The following is a 16,248-nucleotide window of genomic DNA, read 5'->3' as shown; positions in this document are numbered from 1 at the left end:
CGGCCGTCACCGCGCGTGGCATACGCTGGGTTCGACCCGGAAAGCAAGCCCCGCACCGCAAAGGACCCCCGTGCGCATCGCAAGATTCTCCCTGGACGGAACCGTGGGTTTCGGCGTCGTGGAAGGCGACCCCTCGTCCGCCGAGGGCCCCGTCCTGGACATCATCAAGGGCCACCCCTTCGCGGAGTTCGAGCGCACGGGCCGGAAACTGCCGCTGAAGGAGGTCCGGCTCCTCCCGCCCACTCTCCCCAACAAGGTCGTGGCGATCGGGCGGAACTACGCCGAGCACGCCAGGGAACTGGGCCACGAGGTCGACGACGTCCCCGTCACCTTCCTCAAGCCGGCCACCTCGGTGAGCGGTCCGGGCGACCCGATCGTCTACCCGTCCTTCTCGCAGGAGCTGCACCACGAGGCGGAGCTCGCGGTCGTCATCGGCCGGCTGTGCAAGGACGTACCCCGCGAGCGGGCCAAGGACGTCATCCTCGGGTACACCTGCGCCAACGACGTCACCGCGCGTGACACCCAGCGTACGGAGAAGCAGTGGGCCCGCGCCAAGGGCTTCGACAGCTCCTGCCCGCTGGGTCCCTGGACCGAGACGGACCTGGACGCCACCGATCTCGGCATCATGTGCACCGTCAACGGGGAGCAGCGACAGCTCGGCAGCACGAGCGAGATGGTCCGCCCGATCGAGGACCTGATCGTCCACATCACCGAGGCGATGACCCTGCTGCCCGGCGACGTCGTCCTCACCGGCACCCCGGCGGGCGTGGGCCCCCTCAACGTCGGCGACGAGGTCGCCGTCACCATCGAAGGAATCGGCACTCTCACCAACAAGGTGATCAAGCGTGACTAACGCGACCGCGGGCACGGACGTCCGCGTACGTTTCTGTCCCTCCCCGACCGGCAACCCCCACGTGGGTCTGGTCCGTACCGCCCTGTTCAACTGGGCGTACGCCCGGCACACCGGCGGAAAGCTGGTGTTCCGCATCGAGGACACCGACGCGGCCCGCGACTCGGAGGAGTCCTACCAGCAGCTGCTGGACGCCATGCGCTGGCTGGGCCTGGACTGGGACGAGGGCCCGGAGGTCTCCGAGGACGGGTTCGTCGCGGGCGGCGGCCCGCACGGCCCCTACCGCCAGTCCCAGCGGACGGAGATCTACGCGGACGTCGCGCGCAAGCTGCTGGACGGCGGTTACGCCTACCCCTGCTACTGCACTGCCGAGGAGCTGGAGCAGCGCCGTGAGCAGGCCCGCAAGGAGGGCCGCGCCTCCGGCTACGACGGCAGGTGCCGCACCCTGACCGGTGAGCAGATCGCCGCGTACGAGGCCGAGGGGCGCACGCACGTGGTCCGCTTCCGGATGCCGGACAAGCCGATCACCTTCACCGACGCGGTCCGCGGCGAGATCACCTTCCAGCCGGAGAACGTCACCGACTACGGCATCCTGCGCGCCAACGGTGCCCCGCTCTACACGCTCGTCAACCCCGTCGACGACGCGCTGATGGACATCACGCACGTCTTCCGCGGGGAGGACCTGCTCTCCTCCACCCCGCGCCAGATCGCGCTGTACTGGGCGCTGATCGAGCTCGGCATCGCCCGCCGCGTCCCGGAATTCGCACATCTGCCCTACGTGATGGGGGAGGGCAACAAGAAGCTCTCCAAGCGGGACCCGCAGTCCTCCCTCAACCTCTACCGCGAGCGCGGCTTCCTGCGCGAGGGCCTGCTCAACTACCTCTCCCTGCTGGGCTGGTCGCTTGCCGAGGACCGCGACATCTTCTCGGTGGACGAGATGGTCGCCGCCTTCGACATCCACGAGGTCAACGCCAACCCTGCGCGCTTCGACCTCAAGAAGTGCGAGGCGATCAACGCCACGCACCTGCGCGAGATGCCGCTGAAGGACTTCGTGGCCGCCTGCCGGCCCTGGCTGCAGGCGCCCTACGCGCCCTGGCCTGCCGCCAACTTCTCCCCGCAGGCGTTCGAGGAGCTGGCCCCGCTGGCCCAGACCCGGCTGACGGTGCTCTCCGACATCACCGACAACGTCGACTTCCTCTTCCTGGACCGCCCCGTGGAGGACGAGAAGTCCTGGCAGAAGGCGATGAAGGAGGGCTCGGACGCCCTGCTGCGCACCGCCCGCGCCAAGCTGGAGTCCGCGGACTGGACATCGCCCGACTCCCTCAAGGACGCCGTCCTGGCCGCCGGTGAGGAACACGGCCTCAAGCTCGGCAAGGCCCAGGCGCCGGTGCGGGTGGCCGTGACCGGGCGCACCGTCGGTCTGCCCCTGTTCGAGTCCCTCCAGGTGCTGGGCAAGGAGCGCACCCTGGAGCGCGTCGACGCGGCCCTGGCGAAGCTGGCGGCGCAGACCTCCTGACGGCTCCCGGCAGCGAAGGGCTCCGCGGAACATCCGTACCCGGAGCCCTTCTTGCACTCCGGGTCGCGGGCCGTTCCTGACCCGGGGGAACTCGTTTTGGAGCACCGTCGTCGATCGGGTAATGTTCTTCCTGTCGCCGAACGGGGCGGGCCGGAAAGGCCGACCCGGAGGCGGCCACACCAAACAAGATCCCCACCTGGGGTTGCGTTTTGGTGGGCTATGGTGTAATTGGCAGCACGACTGATTCTGGTTCAGTTAGTCTAGGTTCGAGTCCTGGTAGCCCAGCAAGATCCGCGTAAACGGCAGCGCATGTTTCCGTGAGATCGAGGCCCCCGTTGTGTAGCGGCCTAGCACGCCGCCCTCTCAAGGCGGTAGCGCCGGTTCGAATCCGGTCGGGGGTACGGATTCCGCCCATGCGGTCGGGATCAGCGCAGAGCCCCCGTTGTGTAGCGGCCTAGCACGCCGCCCTCTCAAGGCGGTAGCGCCGGTTCGAATCCGGTCGGGGGTACTCGATCGAAGGGCCCCGCACCTCACGGTGCGGGGCCCTTCACGTGCTGTCTCCGAGGCTCGTGCCGTCCTTGGTACGCACCCTCACCGGTCCTCCGCCTCGCTCGGGAGGTGGTCCAGTGCGTCGAGATCGGCCTGCCTGCGCGGCGCGCTCCGCTTCTCGCGCGTAGGGCAGCAGCCGCTCCGCGTCGTGCAGGCCAGACCGGGGAGGGTCGCCAGGTGCGCGCCAGGGCGTGGCCCGGTGAGGGCCGCGTATCGTCCGAGGAGAGCCGCGCGCTGCCCAGCCGGTGAGGGCCTGATCCGGTGGGAACGGCGCCGCCGCGCGGTGACGGCCGCCACCTGCCGGTGAGTTGCGCTGCGCCACCTGTCGAGTACAGACCGTAGCCCGCGGGTGGGGCGGTGTCCGCTCCGCACCGCGGGACCGGACTTGAGGGGTGACCGGGCCGGGGAGCGAGCGGGTTTCCGGCCCGGGGTCCGCGATGTGGTCCGGCTGCGGATCCGTCCGCTCAGCTCGGGCGGCGCAGCGACTCGCTGAGGCGGGCGGCAGCGTCGACGATGGCCTGGGCGTGCATCCGCCCCGGGTGGCGGGTCAGCCGCTCGATGGGGCCCGAGACGGAGACGGCGGCCACGACGCGGTGGGAGGGGCCGCGGACCGGCGCGGAGACGGAGGCGACACCCGGCTCGCGCTCGCCGATGGACTGGGCCCAGCCGCGGCGCCGTACGCCGGACAGCGCGGTCGCGGTGAACCGGGCGCCCTGCAGCCCGCGGTGCAGCCGCTCGGGCTCCTCCCAGGCCATCAGGATCTGGGCCGCCGAACCGGCCTTCATCGGCAGCGTCGAGCCGACGGGCACCGTGTCGCGGAGTCCGGAGAGGCGTTCGGCGGCGGCGACGCAGATGCGCATGTCGCCCTGGCGGCGGTAGAGCTGGGCGCTCTCGCCGGTCACATCCCGTAGGTGGGTGAGTACGGGGCCCGCCGAGGCGAGCAGCCGGTCCTCACCTGCCGCCGCGGCCAGCTCGCCCAGCCGCGGGCCGAGTATGAAGCGGCCCTGCATGTCGCGGGCCACCATGCGGTGGTGTTCGAGCGCCACCGCCAGCCGGTGCGCCGTGGGACGCGCGAGCCCGGTCGCGGAGACCAGCCCGGCGAGGGTGGCCGGACCGGACTCCAGAGCGCTCAATACCACAGCTGCCTTGTCGAGAACGCCGACGCCGCTAGAGTTGTCCATGCGTCGATACTCGCGTCTCAAAGTGTGAAACGCAAGTTCAATTTTCCGCGCAACCCGCCAACCTTGAAGGACGGCCGCCGCTCCACGGGGTCCCCCCGGCCGGAGGCTGGGGGCGGCGGAAAGCATCTCGACATGTGGTCGGCGGCGTTGCCGGCCGGAGGGAAAGCGATGGGACGCACACTCGCGGAGAAAGTCTGGGACGACCATGTCGTCAGGCGCGCCGAAGGCGAGCCGGATCTGCTCTTCATCGATCTCCACCTGCTCCACGAGGTGACCAGCCCGCAGGCCTTCGACGGTCTCCGCAAGGCGGGCCGCCGCGTGCGGCGTACCGACCTGACCCTGGCGACCGAGGACCACAACACCCCCACCCTGGACATCGACAAGCCGATCGCCGACCCGGTCTCACGCACCCAGTTGGAGACGCTGCGCAAGAACTGCGCCGACTTCGGGGTCAGGCTGCACCCGCTGGGCGACGTCGAGCAGGGCGTCGTCCACGTGGTCGGCCCGCAGCTCGGGCTGACCCAGCCGGGTACGACGGTGGTCTGCGGCGACAGCCACACCTCCACCCACGGCGCCTTCGGCGCGCTGGCCTTCGGCATCGGCACCTCGCAGGTGGAGCACGTGCTGGCCACCCAGACGCTGCCGATGGCCCCGTTCAAGACGATGGCGGTCACCGTCAACGGCGAACTGCCCGAGGACGTCACCGCCAAGGACCTGATCCTGGCCGTCATCGCGCGGATCGGTACCGGCGGCGGCCAGGGCTACGTCATCGAGTACCGCGGCGAGGCCATCGAGAAGCTCTCGATGGAGGCGCGGATGACGATCTGCAACATGTCCATCGAGGCGGGTGCCCGCGCCGGGATGATCGCCCCGGACGAGACCACCTTCGCCTACGTCCAGGGCCGCGAGCACGCCCCGCAGGGCGAGGACTGGGACGCGGCCGTCGCCTACTGGAAGACGCTGCGCACCGACGAGGACGCCGTCTTCGACCACGAGGTCGTCATCGAGGCGTCCGAACTGGCGCCCTTCGTGACCTGGGGCACCAACCCGGGGCAGGGTGCTCCGCTGTCCCAGTCGGTGCCGGACCCGGCCACCTTCACGGACGTCAGTGCGAAGCTGGCCGCCGAGCAGGCCCTGACGTACATGGGCCTGACCGCGGGTCAGCCGCTGCGCGAGGTCGCCGTCGACACCGTCTTCGTCGGCTCGTGCACCAACGGCCGTATCGAAGACCTGCGTTCGGCGGCCGCCGTGCTGCGGGGCCGCAGCGTGGCGGACGGCGTCCGCATGCTGGTCGTCCCCGGGTCCGTACGGGTGGCGCTGCAGGCCGTCGAGGAAGGCCTGGACAAGGTGTTCACCGAGGCCGGCGCCGAATGGCGGCACGCCGGCTGCTCCATGTGCCTGGGCATGAACCCCGACCAGCTCCAGCCGGGTGAGCGCGCCGCCTCCACCTCGAACCGCAACTTCGAGGGCAGGCAGGGCAAGGGCGGCCGCACCCACCTGGTCTCACCGCAGGTGGCGGCGGCGACGGCGGTGCTGGGTCATCTGGCCTCGCCCGCCGACCTGGCCGATGTCCGCGAGATGGCCGCGGTCTGAGAAGCGCACGGCACCCGAGGGAGAACGCAAAGATGGAAGCCTTCACCACCCACACCGGCCGGGTCGTCCCGCTGCGCCGCAGCAACGTCGACACCGACCAGATCATCCCCGCGCACTGGCTGAAGAAGGTCACCCGCGACGGCTTCGAGGACGGGCTCTTCGAGGCGTGGCGCAAGGACCCGGACTTCGTGCTGAACCAGTCGGCACACCAGGGGGCGACGGTGCTGGTCGCCGGCTCCGACTTCGGCACCGGCTCCTCGCGTGAGCACGCGGTCTGGGCGCTGCAGAACTACGGCTTCAAGGCCGTCATCTCCTCCCGGTTCGCCGACATCTTCCGCGGCAACTCGCTGAAGAACGGCCTGCTCACGGTGGTGCTGCCGCAGGAGACGGTGGAGGCACTGTGGAAGCTGACGGAGGCCGATCCGGCCACCGAGGTGACGGTCGACCTGGTGCAGCGCAAGGTGCTGGCCCCCGGCGTCGAGGCGGACTTCGAGCTCGACGAGAACTCCCGCTGGCGGCTGCTGGAGGGGCTGGACGACATCAGCCTCACCCTGAAGAACGAGGAGACCATCGCGGAGTTCGAGAGCTCCAGGGCCGCCTTCAAGCCCCGGACGATCGCCGCCTGAGCACGGCCTGAGTACCTGTCGAGAAGTCACTGCGCCCCCGCCGCACCACGGCGGGGGCGCAGTGCTTGCCAGTGCTTGCCAGGTGCGGTGCCACGCGGGGTGTGCGGCGCGCGTGCGCCGCCGAATGACGTGAATTAGTCTTGACGTCGGCTCCCGCCGCACTCAAGAACAGCGCTGTTCGCGACGCGCCAGCCCGACACGGCGCGAGGTGTCAACTCAGCCCCTGCCCAGCGGAGTTGCTGCTCACACCTCGCCTGTTCCCGTTCCCCGCCGACCCGCTGGAAGCGACAACTCACCCCAGATGGCACAATCACCGCATGGAACGCGACGGTCAACTGGAGCTCTACGACCGACTCGCCGCCCGACTCAAGGAGGCGCACTCCCGGGTGCGCTCCCCGCAGATCCCGCAGAGCGAGCGGGTCGCGCTGACCCGGAAGCTGCTCGTCATCACCGCGGCCTCCAAGCACGATCTCGCCACTGCCGAACGGCGTCTGGAGCGCCTGATGGCCGACGTCGACGAGGGGCGATTCACCGCAGGACAGCAGGGCGTGCGCGCGGACGGAACTCCGTGACGGGCCAGTTCGTTGCGACACAAGGGTGATTCGCCCGTTTCGTGTTTGATTTGCGGTATATATCTGCCTAACGTGCGAAAAAGCTGAACACATTCGTTCCGCAATGTCTCCGAAGGGGAAGACGTGAACAAGGCGCAGCTCGTTGAAGCAATCCAGGAAGATCTCGGCGGACGCCAGGATGCCGCCAAGGCAGTCGATGTGGTGCTGGACGCGATCGTGCGTGCGGTCGTGTCCGGGGAGCGTGTTTCGGTCACCGGCTTCGGCTCGTTCGAGAAGGTCGACCGCCCGGCCCGTTACGCCCGTAACCCCCAGACCGGCGAGCGTGTCCGGGTGAAGAAGACCTCGGTGCCGCGCTTCCGCGCCGGTGCGGGTTTCAAGGACCTGGTGAGCGGGACGAAGAAGCTCCCCAAGAACGATGTCGCCGTCAAGAAGGCCCCCAAGGGCAGCCTCTCGGGTGGCACGGCCACCAAGAAGGCCACGGCCAAGAAGGCCGGTGCGAAGAAGGCGACGGCCAAGAAGACCACGGCCAAGAAGTCGGCCCCGGCGGCGAAGAAGAGCACCGCCGCCAAGAAGACCACCACGGCGAAGAAGGCTCCCGCCAAGAGCACGGCGAAGAAGGCCACCCCCGCCAAGAAGGCCCCGGCCAAGAGCACGGCCAAGACGACGGCCAAGAAGGCGCCCGCGAAGAAGAGCACCGCCAAGAAGGCTCCCGCCCGCAAGACGGCCGCTCGCAAGACCACTGCGAAGAAGACCACCTCGCGCAGGCGGTAAGGACGCGGAGGCGGACACCGCTCTCCGCTGCCCCGCACCATGGCGGGGCGAAACGATCCCCTCCCGGACCAGGGCCCCGGGAACGGGATCCCAGCGGCGCTACGCCGCGTCGGCAACGCCGGGCCGGGCTCCCTCGGGGGAGCCCGGCCCGCGGCCGTTCCCAAACCCTCGCCCTCCACGCCGCCCGTGCGGCCGCAGGCCGGTGGCCGGTGACCACGTTTCCTGCTCCTGACCGGGTCCTGCTTTGGACCGCGCCGCGACAGGTGCACGGCGGCGTCCCCCGCTGCGGTGCGCTGCTCCGACGCCGGCTCGTGCGGCCGCTGTGCGCGCTTCGACACCGCGACGCGAGTCCCGTCGATGGCCCGCGGCGGCCCGTTCTCTGCGTCGTTCTCTGCGTCCGTCTCCGCTCTCCCCCTGCGGCCACCGCGTGCACGCCGTGCGGAGGGTTCTGTGCCGCGTTCTTCCTGCTGTACGCCGCGTCGTCCCGCCCTACCCGGCCCTGCGGGCGCGGCCAGGGGGTGCCCGGGCGTCGTCGAAGGGGCTCTCGGCCGTGGGGCCGTTGTCGCGGCGGCGGCTGCGACCGGGTGGCGCCCACCGCCACAACGGGCCCACGCGAGCGAGGATCCTGGAACGGGCCTTCGGGGCGGAGCGTGCGCGGATCAGAGGGTCTGGAGCGTCACCAGGGTGATGCGTCGGGACTCTGCGGTGCCCTCGGTCTCGATGCGGACGCGCTGCCCCGCGCGGAGCAGCAGGAGGTCGCCCGCGTCGAAGGCGGCTGCCTCGAAGGGGAGCGGGGTGCCGTCGTCCAGCAGGACGCTGCCGGAACGGGAATCCGGATCGAAGGTGTATGCGGTGGCCTGCATGACCGCAGCCTAGCCGCAGTGTCCCACCGGGTGCCCGGCGAGCAGTTCGGTGGTGAAGCCACCGACGCCCAGCGCCAGCGCGGCCCGCAGGTCGTCCGGGGTGTCCACGTCCTGGCGCACGCTGCGGACCTGGGAAGGGGTCAGCTCGACCGCCCCGGAGGCGCGGTGCCGGGCGCGGGAGGGTCCCCCGAATGCGGGGGAAAGGGCTGTCCCGGGCCGGGCCGTCAACAGCGTCGTGCCGATTTCCGCGGCGTCGGGCAGAAAGGCGCGCGGGAATTCCGCAGCGGCATTCAGAGCGCGCGCCAATTCCGCCGGGCGCAGGGCGGGCAGATCGGCGTTGAGAGCGGCCAGGGCCGTGTGCGGGCGGAGGGAGCGAGCCGCCGCCGCCCCGTGCACCAGGGCCGCGTTGAGGCCGTCGGCCGGTTCGTCCGGTACCGGGCGGGCGCCCAGGGCCGCCAGCGCCTCAGCGGCCAGCGGATCGTCCGTGACAACCACCACACCGGCCACCGCCGGGCAGGCGAGCGCGGCGCTCACGGTGTCCTGGGCGAACGCCAGCGCGAGCTGGGGGAGGGAAGTGCCCGGGGCGGCGCCCGCGAGCCGGCTCTTGGCCCGAGTCAGAGGCTTCAGCGGCACCACGAGGGTCCAGGCCACGGGCGTCACATGTTGCTGCATCGGCCCCATTCTCGCCTGCTTGCCCGGCGGCGCGACGGGCGTGGGGTTACGGTGTGCCAGCCGGCCGGGCACGGACAGTGTGCTCGACAGCGGGGCGCTTGGTGGCGACACTTGTGCGGTTGTCGATTGGCCCCAGCGGATGGGCCCCACAAGGAGCCCCCTGAAGGAGATGGTGTCCGGGTGTCCCGCCTCATCGTGCCCGCACCGGGAGCAACCCCGAGACCACCGGCCCCACATGCGGGGAACGGCGGGAGCGCCGGGACCACCGGGAGCAAGGGGGCGCGCGATGCCGGGGAGTGACGGTAAACGCAGGAAGGTCGGCTTCTGGTACCGGCTCGCCGCGTTCCTGGCGAAACCGCCGCTGATCCTCCTCTTCAAGCGGGACTGGCGCGGTACGGAGAACATTCCGCGCGACGGCGGCTTCATCACCGTCGTCAACCACAACTCGTATCTCGACCCGCTCTCCTACGCGCACTACCAGTACAACACCGGCCGGGTCCCCCGCTTCCTGGCCAAGGTCGGCCTGTTCAAGGGCGGCTTCGTCGGCGCCGTGATGCGGGGCACCGGCCAGATCCCCGTCTACCGCGAGTCCACCGACGCGGTCGGTGCCTTCCGCGCGGCCGTGGAGGCGATCGAGAAGGGCGAGTGCGTCGCCTTCTACCCGGAGGGCACCCTCACCCGGGACCCGCAGATGTGGCCGATGGCCGGCAAGACCGGCGCCGCCCGCGTCGCCCTGCTGACCAGGGCGCCCGTGGTGCCCGTCGCCCAGTGGGGCGCCAACCTGGCCATGCCGCCGTACGCCAGGGAGAAGAAACTGCGGCTCTTCCCCCGCAAGACCCTCACCGTGCAGGCCGGGCCGCCTGTCGACCTGTCGGCGTTCTACGACCGCGAGCCCACCGCCGAGGTGCTCCGCCAGGTCACGGACGTCATGATGGACGCGGTCACCGAACAGCTCGCCGACATCCGCGGCGAGTCCGCACCCGGCGAGCGGTACGACCTGCGCAAGGCCGCCGCCCGCAAGCGGGACCAGCGCGTCCCCGGTGGGGACGCCGGAACGGGTGCGGCGGACGAGCAGCAGCAGGCGAGCGGCCCGGCTCCGGCCGCGGCCGAGGCGGCAGAGGGAGAGAAGAACGCGTGAGGCCCAGCCAGCCGGATCCGGCCGGGGAGGAGCCCGCTTCCGCGGGAGGCGGGGCGACCACCGGGGCGCGCGCTGTCGAACCTCGGAGGAAGGCCGCCGTCTTCGGTACCGGCTCCTGGGGTACCGCCTTCGCCACGGTGCTCGCCGACGCCGGGTGCCGGGTCACCCTGTGGGGCCGGCGGCCGGAGGTCGTCGAGGCGATCAACTCCACACGCCGCAACCCCGGCTACCACGCCGACCTGGAACTCCCGGACCGGGTGCGGGCCACCACCGACCCCGCCGAGGCCGCGCGGGACGCCGCGTTCACCGTGCTGTCGGTACCGTCCCAGACGCTCCGCGCCAACCTGGAGTCCTGGCGCGGACTGCTCCACCCCGGCACCGTGCTGGTCTCCCTGATGAAGGGCGTCGAACTCGGCACGGCCAAGCGGATGAGCGAGGTGATCGAGGAGGTGGCCGATGTTCCCGCCGAGCGGGTCGCCGTGCTGACCGGCCCCAACCTCGCCACGGAGATCGCCGCCCGGCAGCCGGCCGCGGCGGTCGCCGCCTGCACGGACGAGGAGGCGGCCCAGGCGCTGCAGCACGCCTGCCACACGCCGTACTTCCGCCCCTACACCAGCACCGACGTGGTCGGTTGCGAGCTGGGCGGCGCCGTGAAGAACGTCATCGCGCTCGCCGTGGGCATCGCCGACGGGATGGGTCTGGGCGACAACTCCAAGGCCTCGCTGATCACCCGCGGCCTGGCCGAGACCACCCGTCTCGGGCTGGCCATGGGCGCCGAGGCGCACACCTTCGCGGGGCTGGCCGGCATGGGGGATCTGGTGGCCACCTGCTCCTCCCCGCTGTCCCGCAACCACACCTTCGGCACCAACCTCGGCCGGGGGATGACCCTGGAGGAGACGATCGCGGTCACCCGGCAGACCGCGGAGGGCGTCAAGTCCTGCGAGTCCGTGCTGGACCTGGCCCGCCGGCACGGTGTGGAGATGCCGATCACGCAGACCGTCGTGGGCATCGTCCACGAGGGCAAGTCTCCGCACGTGGCGCTCAAGGAGCTGATGTCCCGCAGCGCCAAACCCGAGCGGGCCTGAGCGCTCGCGGTCCCTGAGCCCCTGCCGGACCCGTTGCCCGGTCTGTGCGGGCCCGGCGTCCGGCCCGTGCGGCGACGCCCGTGCGCCACGGGGGCGTGCGCCTCGGCGGCGCGCCCCCGACGCGGTAAAGTCCCAGCGATATGAGCAGCCAGAGCCCCGCCCCCAAGCCCCGAGTCGCCGTCGTCTTCGGCGGCCGCAACTCAGAGCACCAGATCTCCGTCCTGACGGCCGGTGCGGTGCTGGGCGCCATCGACCGCGACAAGTACGAGGTGCTGCCCATCGGCATCACCGCCGACGGCCGCTGGGCGCTGGCCGCCGACGACCCGGACCGTATGGCCATCGAGGGCCGCAGCCTGCCCACCGTGGCGGACCTGTCCGAGTCGGACACCGGCGGGGTCCTGCTGCCGCTGACGCCCGGCAGCCGCGAGGTCGTGCACACCGAGCCGGGCCAGGTGCCCAAGGCACTCGGCGAGATCGACGTGGTCTTCCCCGTCCTGCACGGCCCCTACGGCGAGGACGGCACCCTGCAGGGGCTGCTGGACCTGGCCGGAGTGCCGTACGTGGGCTCCGGCGTGCTCTCCAGCGCAGTCGGCATGGACAAGGAGTACATGAAGCGGATCTTCCTCTCCTTCGGACTGCCGGTCGGCCCCTACGTCACCGTCCGCCCGCGCGAGTGGGAGACGGACCCGGCGGCGGCCCGCAAGAAGGTCGTCGACTTCGCCTCCGAACAGGGCTGGCCGGTCTTCGTCAAGCCCGCGCGGGCCGGTTCCTCGATGGGCATCACCAAGGTCGAGGAACTGGGCGGGCTCGACGAGGCGGTCGAGACGGCGCGGCGCCACGACCCGAAGATCATCGTGGAGTCGCTGCTGCGCGGCCGGGAGATCGAGTGCGGCGTCCTGGAGTTCGAGGACGGCCCGCGGGCCAGCGTGCCCGCCGAGATCCCGCCGGTCAGCGACCACGACTTCTACGACTTCGAGGCCAAGTACATCGACTCGGCCTCCGGGATCGTCCCGGCGCCGCTGACCGGGCAGCAGACGGACCGGGTGCGTGAACTGGCCGTGCAGGCCTTCGAAGCGGCCTCCTGCGAGGGGCTGGTCAGGGCCGACTTCTTCCTCGGTGAGGACGGCGAGTTCGTCATCAACGAGATCAACACCATGCCGGGCTTCACGCCGATCTCCATGTACCCGCGCATGTGGCAGGAGAGCGGCGTGAGCTACCCCGAGCTGGTGGACCGCCTCATCCAGGCGGCGCTGCACCGGTCCACGGGGCTGCGCTGAGCGTTCCCCTGCTGCCGGGCGCGCTGTCCGGCCGCGGACCGGACCGAGGCGCTCAGCGCTTGTCCTTCCTCTTCGGCACCGTGCGCTTGACGGCGTCGCCGAGGTCGGACAGCGCGCCGACTTCGGGCGCGTAGTGGTGGGGGACGGTCAGTTCGACGTAGGCGCTGTAGTCGGTGGTGACGAAGCGGTAGCCGTCGTCCTGCTTCTCCATCAGCCAGGAGACCCCGTTCACCTCCGCTGCGGGCGCGGTGGGGTTGTACTCTTCGTTGCCGGGCGTGAGCTTCGCCGGCCGCGGTATGCCGCAGCGCAGTTCGATCGCGGGGTCGCCCCAGGCGGCGGTGTAGTCCGAGACGGGGTCGGTCTCCCCGCGGTGCTGCCCGTCGACCTTGTCGGGCAGCGTCTTGTGCAGAGCCCGGCAGGCCCGCGCGGTCTTGCCGGAGGGATGGGGGGCCGCGGGGCCGGTGCCGCCGACGAGGGAGCAGGCGGAGGTGAGAGCGGCCAGCAGGCCGCAGACAGCGAGGTGACGGGCGGGAGGGGACATCGGGGATGCCCGGCGTCGGATGCTCACCGGGCGAGCATACGGGGGGCCTACAGGTGCACGATCGGGCAGGTGAGGGTGCGGGTGATGCCCTCCGCCTGCTGGACCTTGGCGACCACCATGCGCCCGAGGTCGTCCATCGTGTCGGCCTGGGCCCGCAGGATCACATCGTATGGACCCGTTACATCCTCGGCCTGGATCACGCCAGGGATCTTGGAGACGATCTCGGCAACGGTCGAGGCCTTGCCGACTTCGGTCTGAATCAAGACGTACGCCTGTACCACGGAACCTCCCAGGGGGCCACGAGGATCATGCGGGGCGAGAGAGACGCCACCGTACCGCGTCGCTGCGGCCGTCGGGAGACCGCCGGGCCGTCCTCGTGGCGCCGAGACAGCACTTCAGCGATCCGCCTCGGCGACGTGCGGGGCCCTCGCACGAGACCGGGTGCGGGACGAACGACAGCAGCGAAATGGGGCAGAGCAATGCGTGATCTGAACGGCGGCACCGCGCCCGGGGCTTCACCCTCCGGCGCGGACGCCCCCTACGGGCACGGGCCGGCACGGGAACGGACCAAGGGCACCGTGGGGGAGTTGGGGGAGTTCGGGCTGATCCGGGAGCTGACCTCCCGACTGCCCTCCTCGACCGCCGTGCGGATCGGCCCCGGTGACGACGCCGCCGTCGTGGCGGCGCCGGACCGGCGGGTCGTCGCCACCACCGACGTCCTGCTCGAAGGGCGGCACTTCCGCCGCGACTGGTCCACCGCCTACGACGTGGGCCGCAAGGCCGCCGCCCAGAACATGGCCGACATCGCGGCCATGGGTGCCTACCCCACCGCCCTGCTGCTCGGTCTGATCGTCCCGCTGGACCTGCCCGCCAACTGGCCGACCGAACTGATGGACGGTATCCGGGACGAGGCCCAGGTCGCCTCCGCGGCCGTCGTCGGCGGCGACGTGGTACGCGGCGACAGCATCGCCGTCTCGGTCACCGCCCTCGGCGACCTGCGCAACACCGAGCCGGTCGCCCGCTCCGGCGCCGGAGCGGGCGACGTGGTGGCCGTCACCGGCTGGCTCGGCTGGTCCGCCGCCGGACACGCCGTGCTCTCCCGTGGGTTCCGCTCCCCGCGCGCCTTCGTCGAGGCCCACCGCCGCCCCGAACCCCCTTACCACGCGGGCCCGGCCGCCGCCGGGCTCGGCGCCACCGCCATGATCGACGTCAGCGACGGGCTGGTGGCCGACCTCGGGCACATCGCGGAGGCCAGCAAGGTCCGCATCGACATCCGCTCCGCCGACCTGGACGTGCCCGCGCAGATGTCCGACATCGGCCAGGCCGTCGGCGTCGACCCCCTCCAGTGGGTGCTCACCGGCGGTGAGGACCACGCCATCGTGGCCACCTTCCCCCGCGAGCAGAAGCTCCCCGCCCGCTGGCGCGTCATCGGCGAGGTGCTCGCCCCCTCCGCGCTGCCGCACGTGACCGTGGACGGCGCCCCCTGGACGCGGACCGCCGGGTGGGACCACTTCTCGGACGACGTGGAGGGCTGAGTACCGTCGAGGCCATGGACGATGTGAACTCCACCCGTGGCACTCATGGGCGGCCGCCCCTGGTGCTGACCGTCGCCGGGTCCGACTCCGGCGGCGGCGCCGGCATCCAGGCCGACCTGAAGACCATGCTTGCCCTGGGCACCCACGGCATGAGCGTGATCGCCGCCGTCACCGCTCAGAACTCGCTCGGTGTCCAGGGGTATTGGGAGCTCCCGGTGGAGGCCGTACGCGCGCAGTACCGCAGCGTCGTGGACGACATCGGTGTGCAGGCCGTCAAGACGGGGATGCTCGCCTCGGCCGCGCTGGTGGAGACCGTCGCCGACCTGCTGGCCGCCACCTCCGCGCCGGTCGTCGTCGACCCCGTGGGCGTCTCCAAGCACGGGAACTCGCTGCTGGCCGCCGACGCCGTGGACTCCGTGCGGACGAAGCTGCTGCCCACCGCCACCGTCGTCACCCCCAACCTGGACGAGGTCACCCAGCTCACCGGCGTGCGGGTCACCGACGAGGAGGGGCTGCGTCGGGCCGCGGTCGCCGTGCTCGCCCACGGGCCGCGCTGGGCGCTCATCAAGGGCGGCCACCTGCCCGGCGAGGCCGTCGACCTGCTCACCGACGGCAGCGAGGAACACTGGCTGCGCGCCCCCCGCCACGACAACCGGCACACCCACGGCACCGGCTGCACCCTGGCCAGCGCCCTGGCCGCCTCGCTCGCCCAGGGGCTCGACGTGCCGGCTGCGGCGCGCGCCGCCAAGGAGTACGTGACGGGCGCCATCGCCGCCGGCTTCCCCCTGGGCGCCGGACTCGGCCCCGTGGACCACGGCTGGCGGCTCGGGACGCGCTGAGCGTTCTCGTCACCGGACGGCGACGGACGGCTCGGAGGAGCGGCCCGCCCCGGCAAGGGGCCGCCCCGGCAACCGGTACGGGAATGTCTTCGAAGACGGCCCCGGACGCAGAGAACCGGCCCGCTGTGAGCGGGCCGGTTCTGTCGTTCTGCTCGGCGTGGGGCCGCGCGGTTACGTCGGTGACGTCAGCGCGAGACCTTGCCGGCCTTGATGCACGAGGTGCAGGCGTTGAGGCGCTTCGGCGTCCCGCCGACCACGGCACGCACGCGCTGGATGTTCGGGTTCCAGCGACGGCGGGTGCGGCGGTGCGAGTGGGAGATGTTGTTGCCGAACTCCGGCCCCTTGCCGCAGACGTCGCAGTTCGCAGCCACGGGTCACTCCAAAGACTTCAGATACACGTACGGTGAATCCCGGCCACGCGGGATCACAAGTGACCGGACGCGCCAGGGAGGGACGTCGCCGACCGGATCAGACCATCCGGATAAGGCAACCGGAGCAGCATACAACGGCCGGTCTCGAACACGGAAACCAGGGCTGTCCACCCCGCCCCCGACCTGGGATTCCGCCGAGGAGCGCACTAGCCTTCCGGCAACACGGCGCCCCGGGTCGCGGCCGAGCGGGCCACCCCCCGGGTCCCGTG

Annotated in this window: 17 protein-coding genes and 3 tRNA genes; 14 read left to right on the top strand and 6 right to left on the bottom strand. The window is 71.4% G+C overall.

Annotated elements, in window-relative coordinates:
• The first annotated feature begins 70 nt into the window (after positions 1–70).
• The 5 genes from H297_RS0100450 to H297_RS0100430 all read left to right on the top strand — a co-directional run bounded on the left by H297_RS0100450 (position 71) and on the right by H297_RS0100430 (position 2,874).
• Entirely contained in the window at positions 71–853 is a 783-nt protein-coding gene (locus H297_RS0100450; RefSeq protein ID WP_027735434.1) for a fumarylacetoacetate hydrolase family protein, read from the top strand.
• Positions 846–2,366: a glutamate--tRNA ligase gene (gene gltX / locus H297_RS0100445; protein ID WP_027735433.1), complete on the top strand. Its 1,521-nt coding sequence runs from the start codon at positions 846–848 to the stop codon at positions 2,364–2,366. Before H297_RS0100450 ends, gltX begins: the two co-directional genes overlap by 8 nt.
• 213 nt (positions 2,367–2,579) lie before the next feature.
• Positions 2,580–2,651, top strand: a tRNA-Gln gene (locus H297_RS0100440).
• Between the two features lie 43 nt (positions 2,652–2,694).
• Positions 2,695–2,767: transfer RNA gene (locus H297_RS0100435), tRNA-Glu, on the top strand.
• Positions 2,768–2,801: 34 nt separating this feature from the next.
• Positions 2,802–2,874: transfer RNA gene (locus H297_RS0100430), tRNA-Glu, on the top strand.
• Between the two features lie 505 nt (positions 2,875–3,379).
• Here the strand turns inward: H297_RS0100430 and ndgR are convergent.
• The gene (ndgR, locus tag H297_RS0100425; RefSeq protein WP_037792436.1) at positions 3,380–4,096 is read right to left on the bottom strand and encodes an IclR family transcriptional regulator NdgR; all 717 of its coding nucleotides are present in this window, start codon (positions 4,094–4,096) and stop codon (positions 3,380–3,382) included.
• 168 nt (positions 4,097–4,264) lie between these two features.
• Between ndgR and leuC the strand changes: the two genes are divergently transcribed.
• From leuC to H297_RS0100405, 4 genes are all read left to right on the top strand, one after another.
• On the top strand, positions 4,265–5,689 hold the full coding sequence (gene leuC / locus H297_RS0100420; protein ID WP_027735431.1) for a 3-isopropylmalate dehydratase large subunit: 1,425 nt from the start codon (positions 4,265–4,267) through the stop codon (positions 5,687–5,689).
• Positions 5,690–5,721: 32 nt separating this feature from the next.
• On the top strand, positions 5,722–6,315 hold the full coding sequence (leuD, locus tag H297_RS0100415; RefSeq protein ID WP_027735430.1) for a 3-isopropylmalate dehydratase small subunit: 594 nt from the start codon (positions 5,722–5,724) through the stop codon (positions 6,313–6,315).
• A gap of 317 nt (positions 6,316–6,632) precedes the next feature.
• The gene (locus H297_RS0100410) at positions 6,633–6,887 is read left to right on the top strand and encodes an SCO5555 family protein (protein WP_027735429.1); all 255 of its coding nucleotides are present in this window, start codon (positions 6,633–6,635) and stop codon (positions 6,885–6,887) included.
• A 123-nt stretch (positions 6,888–7,010) separates the two neighbouring features.
• Positions 7,011–7,658, top strand: a complete 648-nt coding sequence (locus H297_RS0100405) for an HU family DNA-binding protein (RefSeq protein ID WP_027735428.1) — start codon at positions 7,011–7,013, stop codon at positions 7,656–7,658.
• A gap of 659 nt (positions 7,659–8,317) precedes the next feature.
• On the opposite strand, the gene H297_RS0100400 is transcribed toward H297_RS0100405, so the two are convergent.
• Positions 8,318–8,521, bottom strand: coding sequence for a hypothetical protein (locus tag H297_RS0100400; RefSeq protein ID WP_027735427.1), 204 nt, complete (start codon positions 8,519–8,521; stop codon positions 8,318–8,320).
• A gap of 9 nt (positions 8,522–8,530) precedes the next feature.
• The gene (gene cofC / locus H297_RS0100395) at positions 8,531–9,172 is read right to left on the bottom strand and encodes a 2-phospho-L-lactate guanylyltransferase (RefSeq protein WP_037792434.1); all 642 of its coding nucleotides are present in this window, start codon (positions 9,170–9,172) and stop codon (positions 8,531–8,533) included.
• Positions 9,173–9,479: 307 nt separating this feature from the next.
• Here cofC and H297_RS0100390 point away from each other — a divergent pair, with 307 nt between their 5' ends.
• From H297_RS0100390 to H297_RS0100380, 3 genes are all read left to right on the top strand, one after another.
• Positions 9,480–10,331, top strand: coding sequence for a lysophospholipid acyltransferase family protein (locus H297_RS0100390; RefSeq protein WP_027735425.1), 852 nt, complete (start codon positions 9,480–9,482; stop codon positions 10,329–10,331).
• On the top strand, positions 10,328–11,416 hold the full coding sequence (locus H297_RS33695) for an NAD(P)H-dependent glycerol-3-phosphate dehydrogenase (RefSeq protein ID WP_486589355.1): 1,089 nt from the start codon (positions 10,328–10,330) through the stop codon (positions 11,414–11,416). Before H297_RS0100390 ends, H297_RS33695 begins: the two co-directional genes overlap by 4 nt.
• Positions 11,417–11,556: 140 nt before the next feature.
• Complete coding sequence (locus H297_RS0100380; RefSeq protein WP_027735424.1) at positions 11,557–12,693, top strand: D-alanine--D-alanine ligase family protein; 1,137 nt, start codon at positions 11,557–11,559, stop codon at positions 12,691–12,693.
• A 52-nt stretch (positions 12,694–12,745) separates the two neighbouring features.
• Here H297_RS0100380 and H297_RS0100375 read toward each other — a convergent pair whose 3' ends face one another.
• A complete protein-coding gene (locus H297_RS0100375) occupies positions 12,746–13,261 on the bottom strand; it encodes a DUF3515 domain-containing protein (protein ID WP_486589354.1) in 516 nt (171 codons plus the stop codon).
• A 20-nt stretch (positions 13,262–13,281) separates the two neighbouring features.
• On the bottom strand, positions 13,282–13,515 hold the full coding sequence (locus H297_RS0100370) for an Lrp/AsnC family transcriptional regulator (protein ID WP_016470079.1): 234 nt from the start codon (positions 13,513–13,515) through the stop codon (positions 13,282–13,284).
• A 198-nt stretch (positions 13,516–13,713) separates the two neighbouring features.
• Here H297_RS0100370 and H297_RS0100365 point away from each other — a divergent pair, with 198 nt between their 5' ends.
• Both H297_RS0100365 and thiD read left to right on the top strand, forming a co-directional pair.
• Positions 13,714–14,769, top strand: coding sequence for a thiamine-phosphate kinase (locus H297_RS0100365; protein ID WP_078513644.1), 1,056 nt, complete (start codon positions 13,714–13,716; stop codon positions 14,767–14,769).
• Between the two features lie 14 nt (positions 14,770–14,783).
• Complete coding sequence (gene thiD, locus H297_RS0100360; RefSeq protein WP_051351375.1) at positions 14,784–15,608, top strand: bifunctional hydroxymethylpyrimidine kinase/phosphomethylpyrimidine kinase; 825 nt, start codon at positions 14,784–14,786, stop codon at positions 15,606–15,608.
• Positions 15,609–15,793: 185 nt separating this feature from the next.
• Here the strand turns inward: thiD and rpmB are convergent, their stop codons facing one another.
• Positions 15,794–15,979 carry a 50S ribosomal protein L28 gene (gene rpmB / locus H297_RS0100355; protein ID WP_016470082.1) on the bottom strand — a complete coding sequence of 62 codons (186 nt, stop codon included), beginning with the start codon at positions 15,977–15,979 and terminating at the stop codon, positions 15,794–15,796.
• Positions 15,980–16,248: the final 269 nt, after the last annotated feature.

This window comes from Streptomyces sp. CNT360, assembly GCF_000424785.1.
Note: the sequence above shows the minus strand (reverse complement) of the source record. Positions and strands in the feature narration are given on the sequence as shown.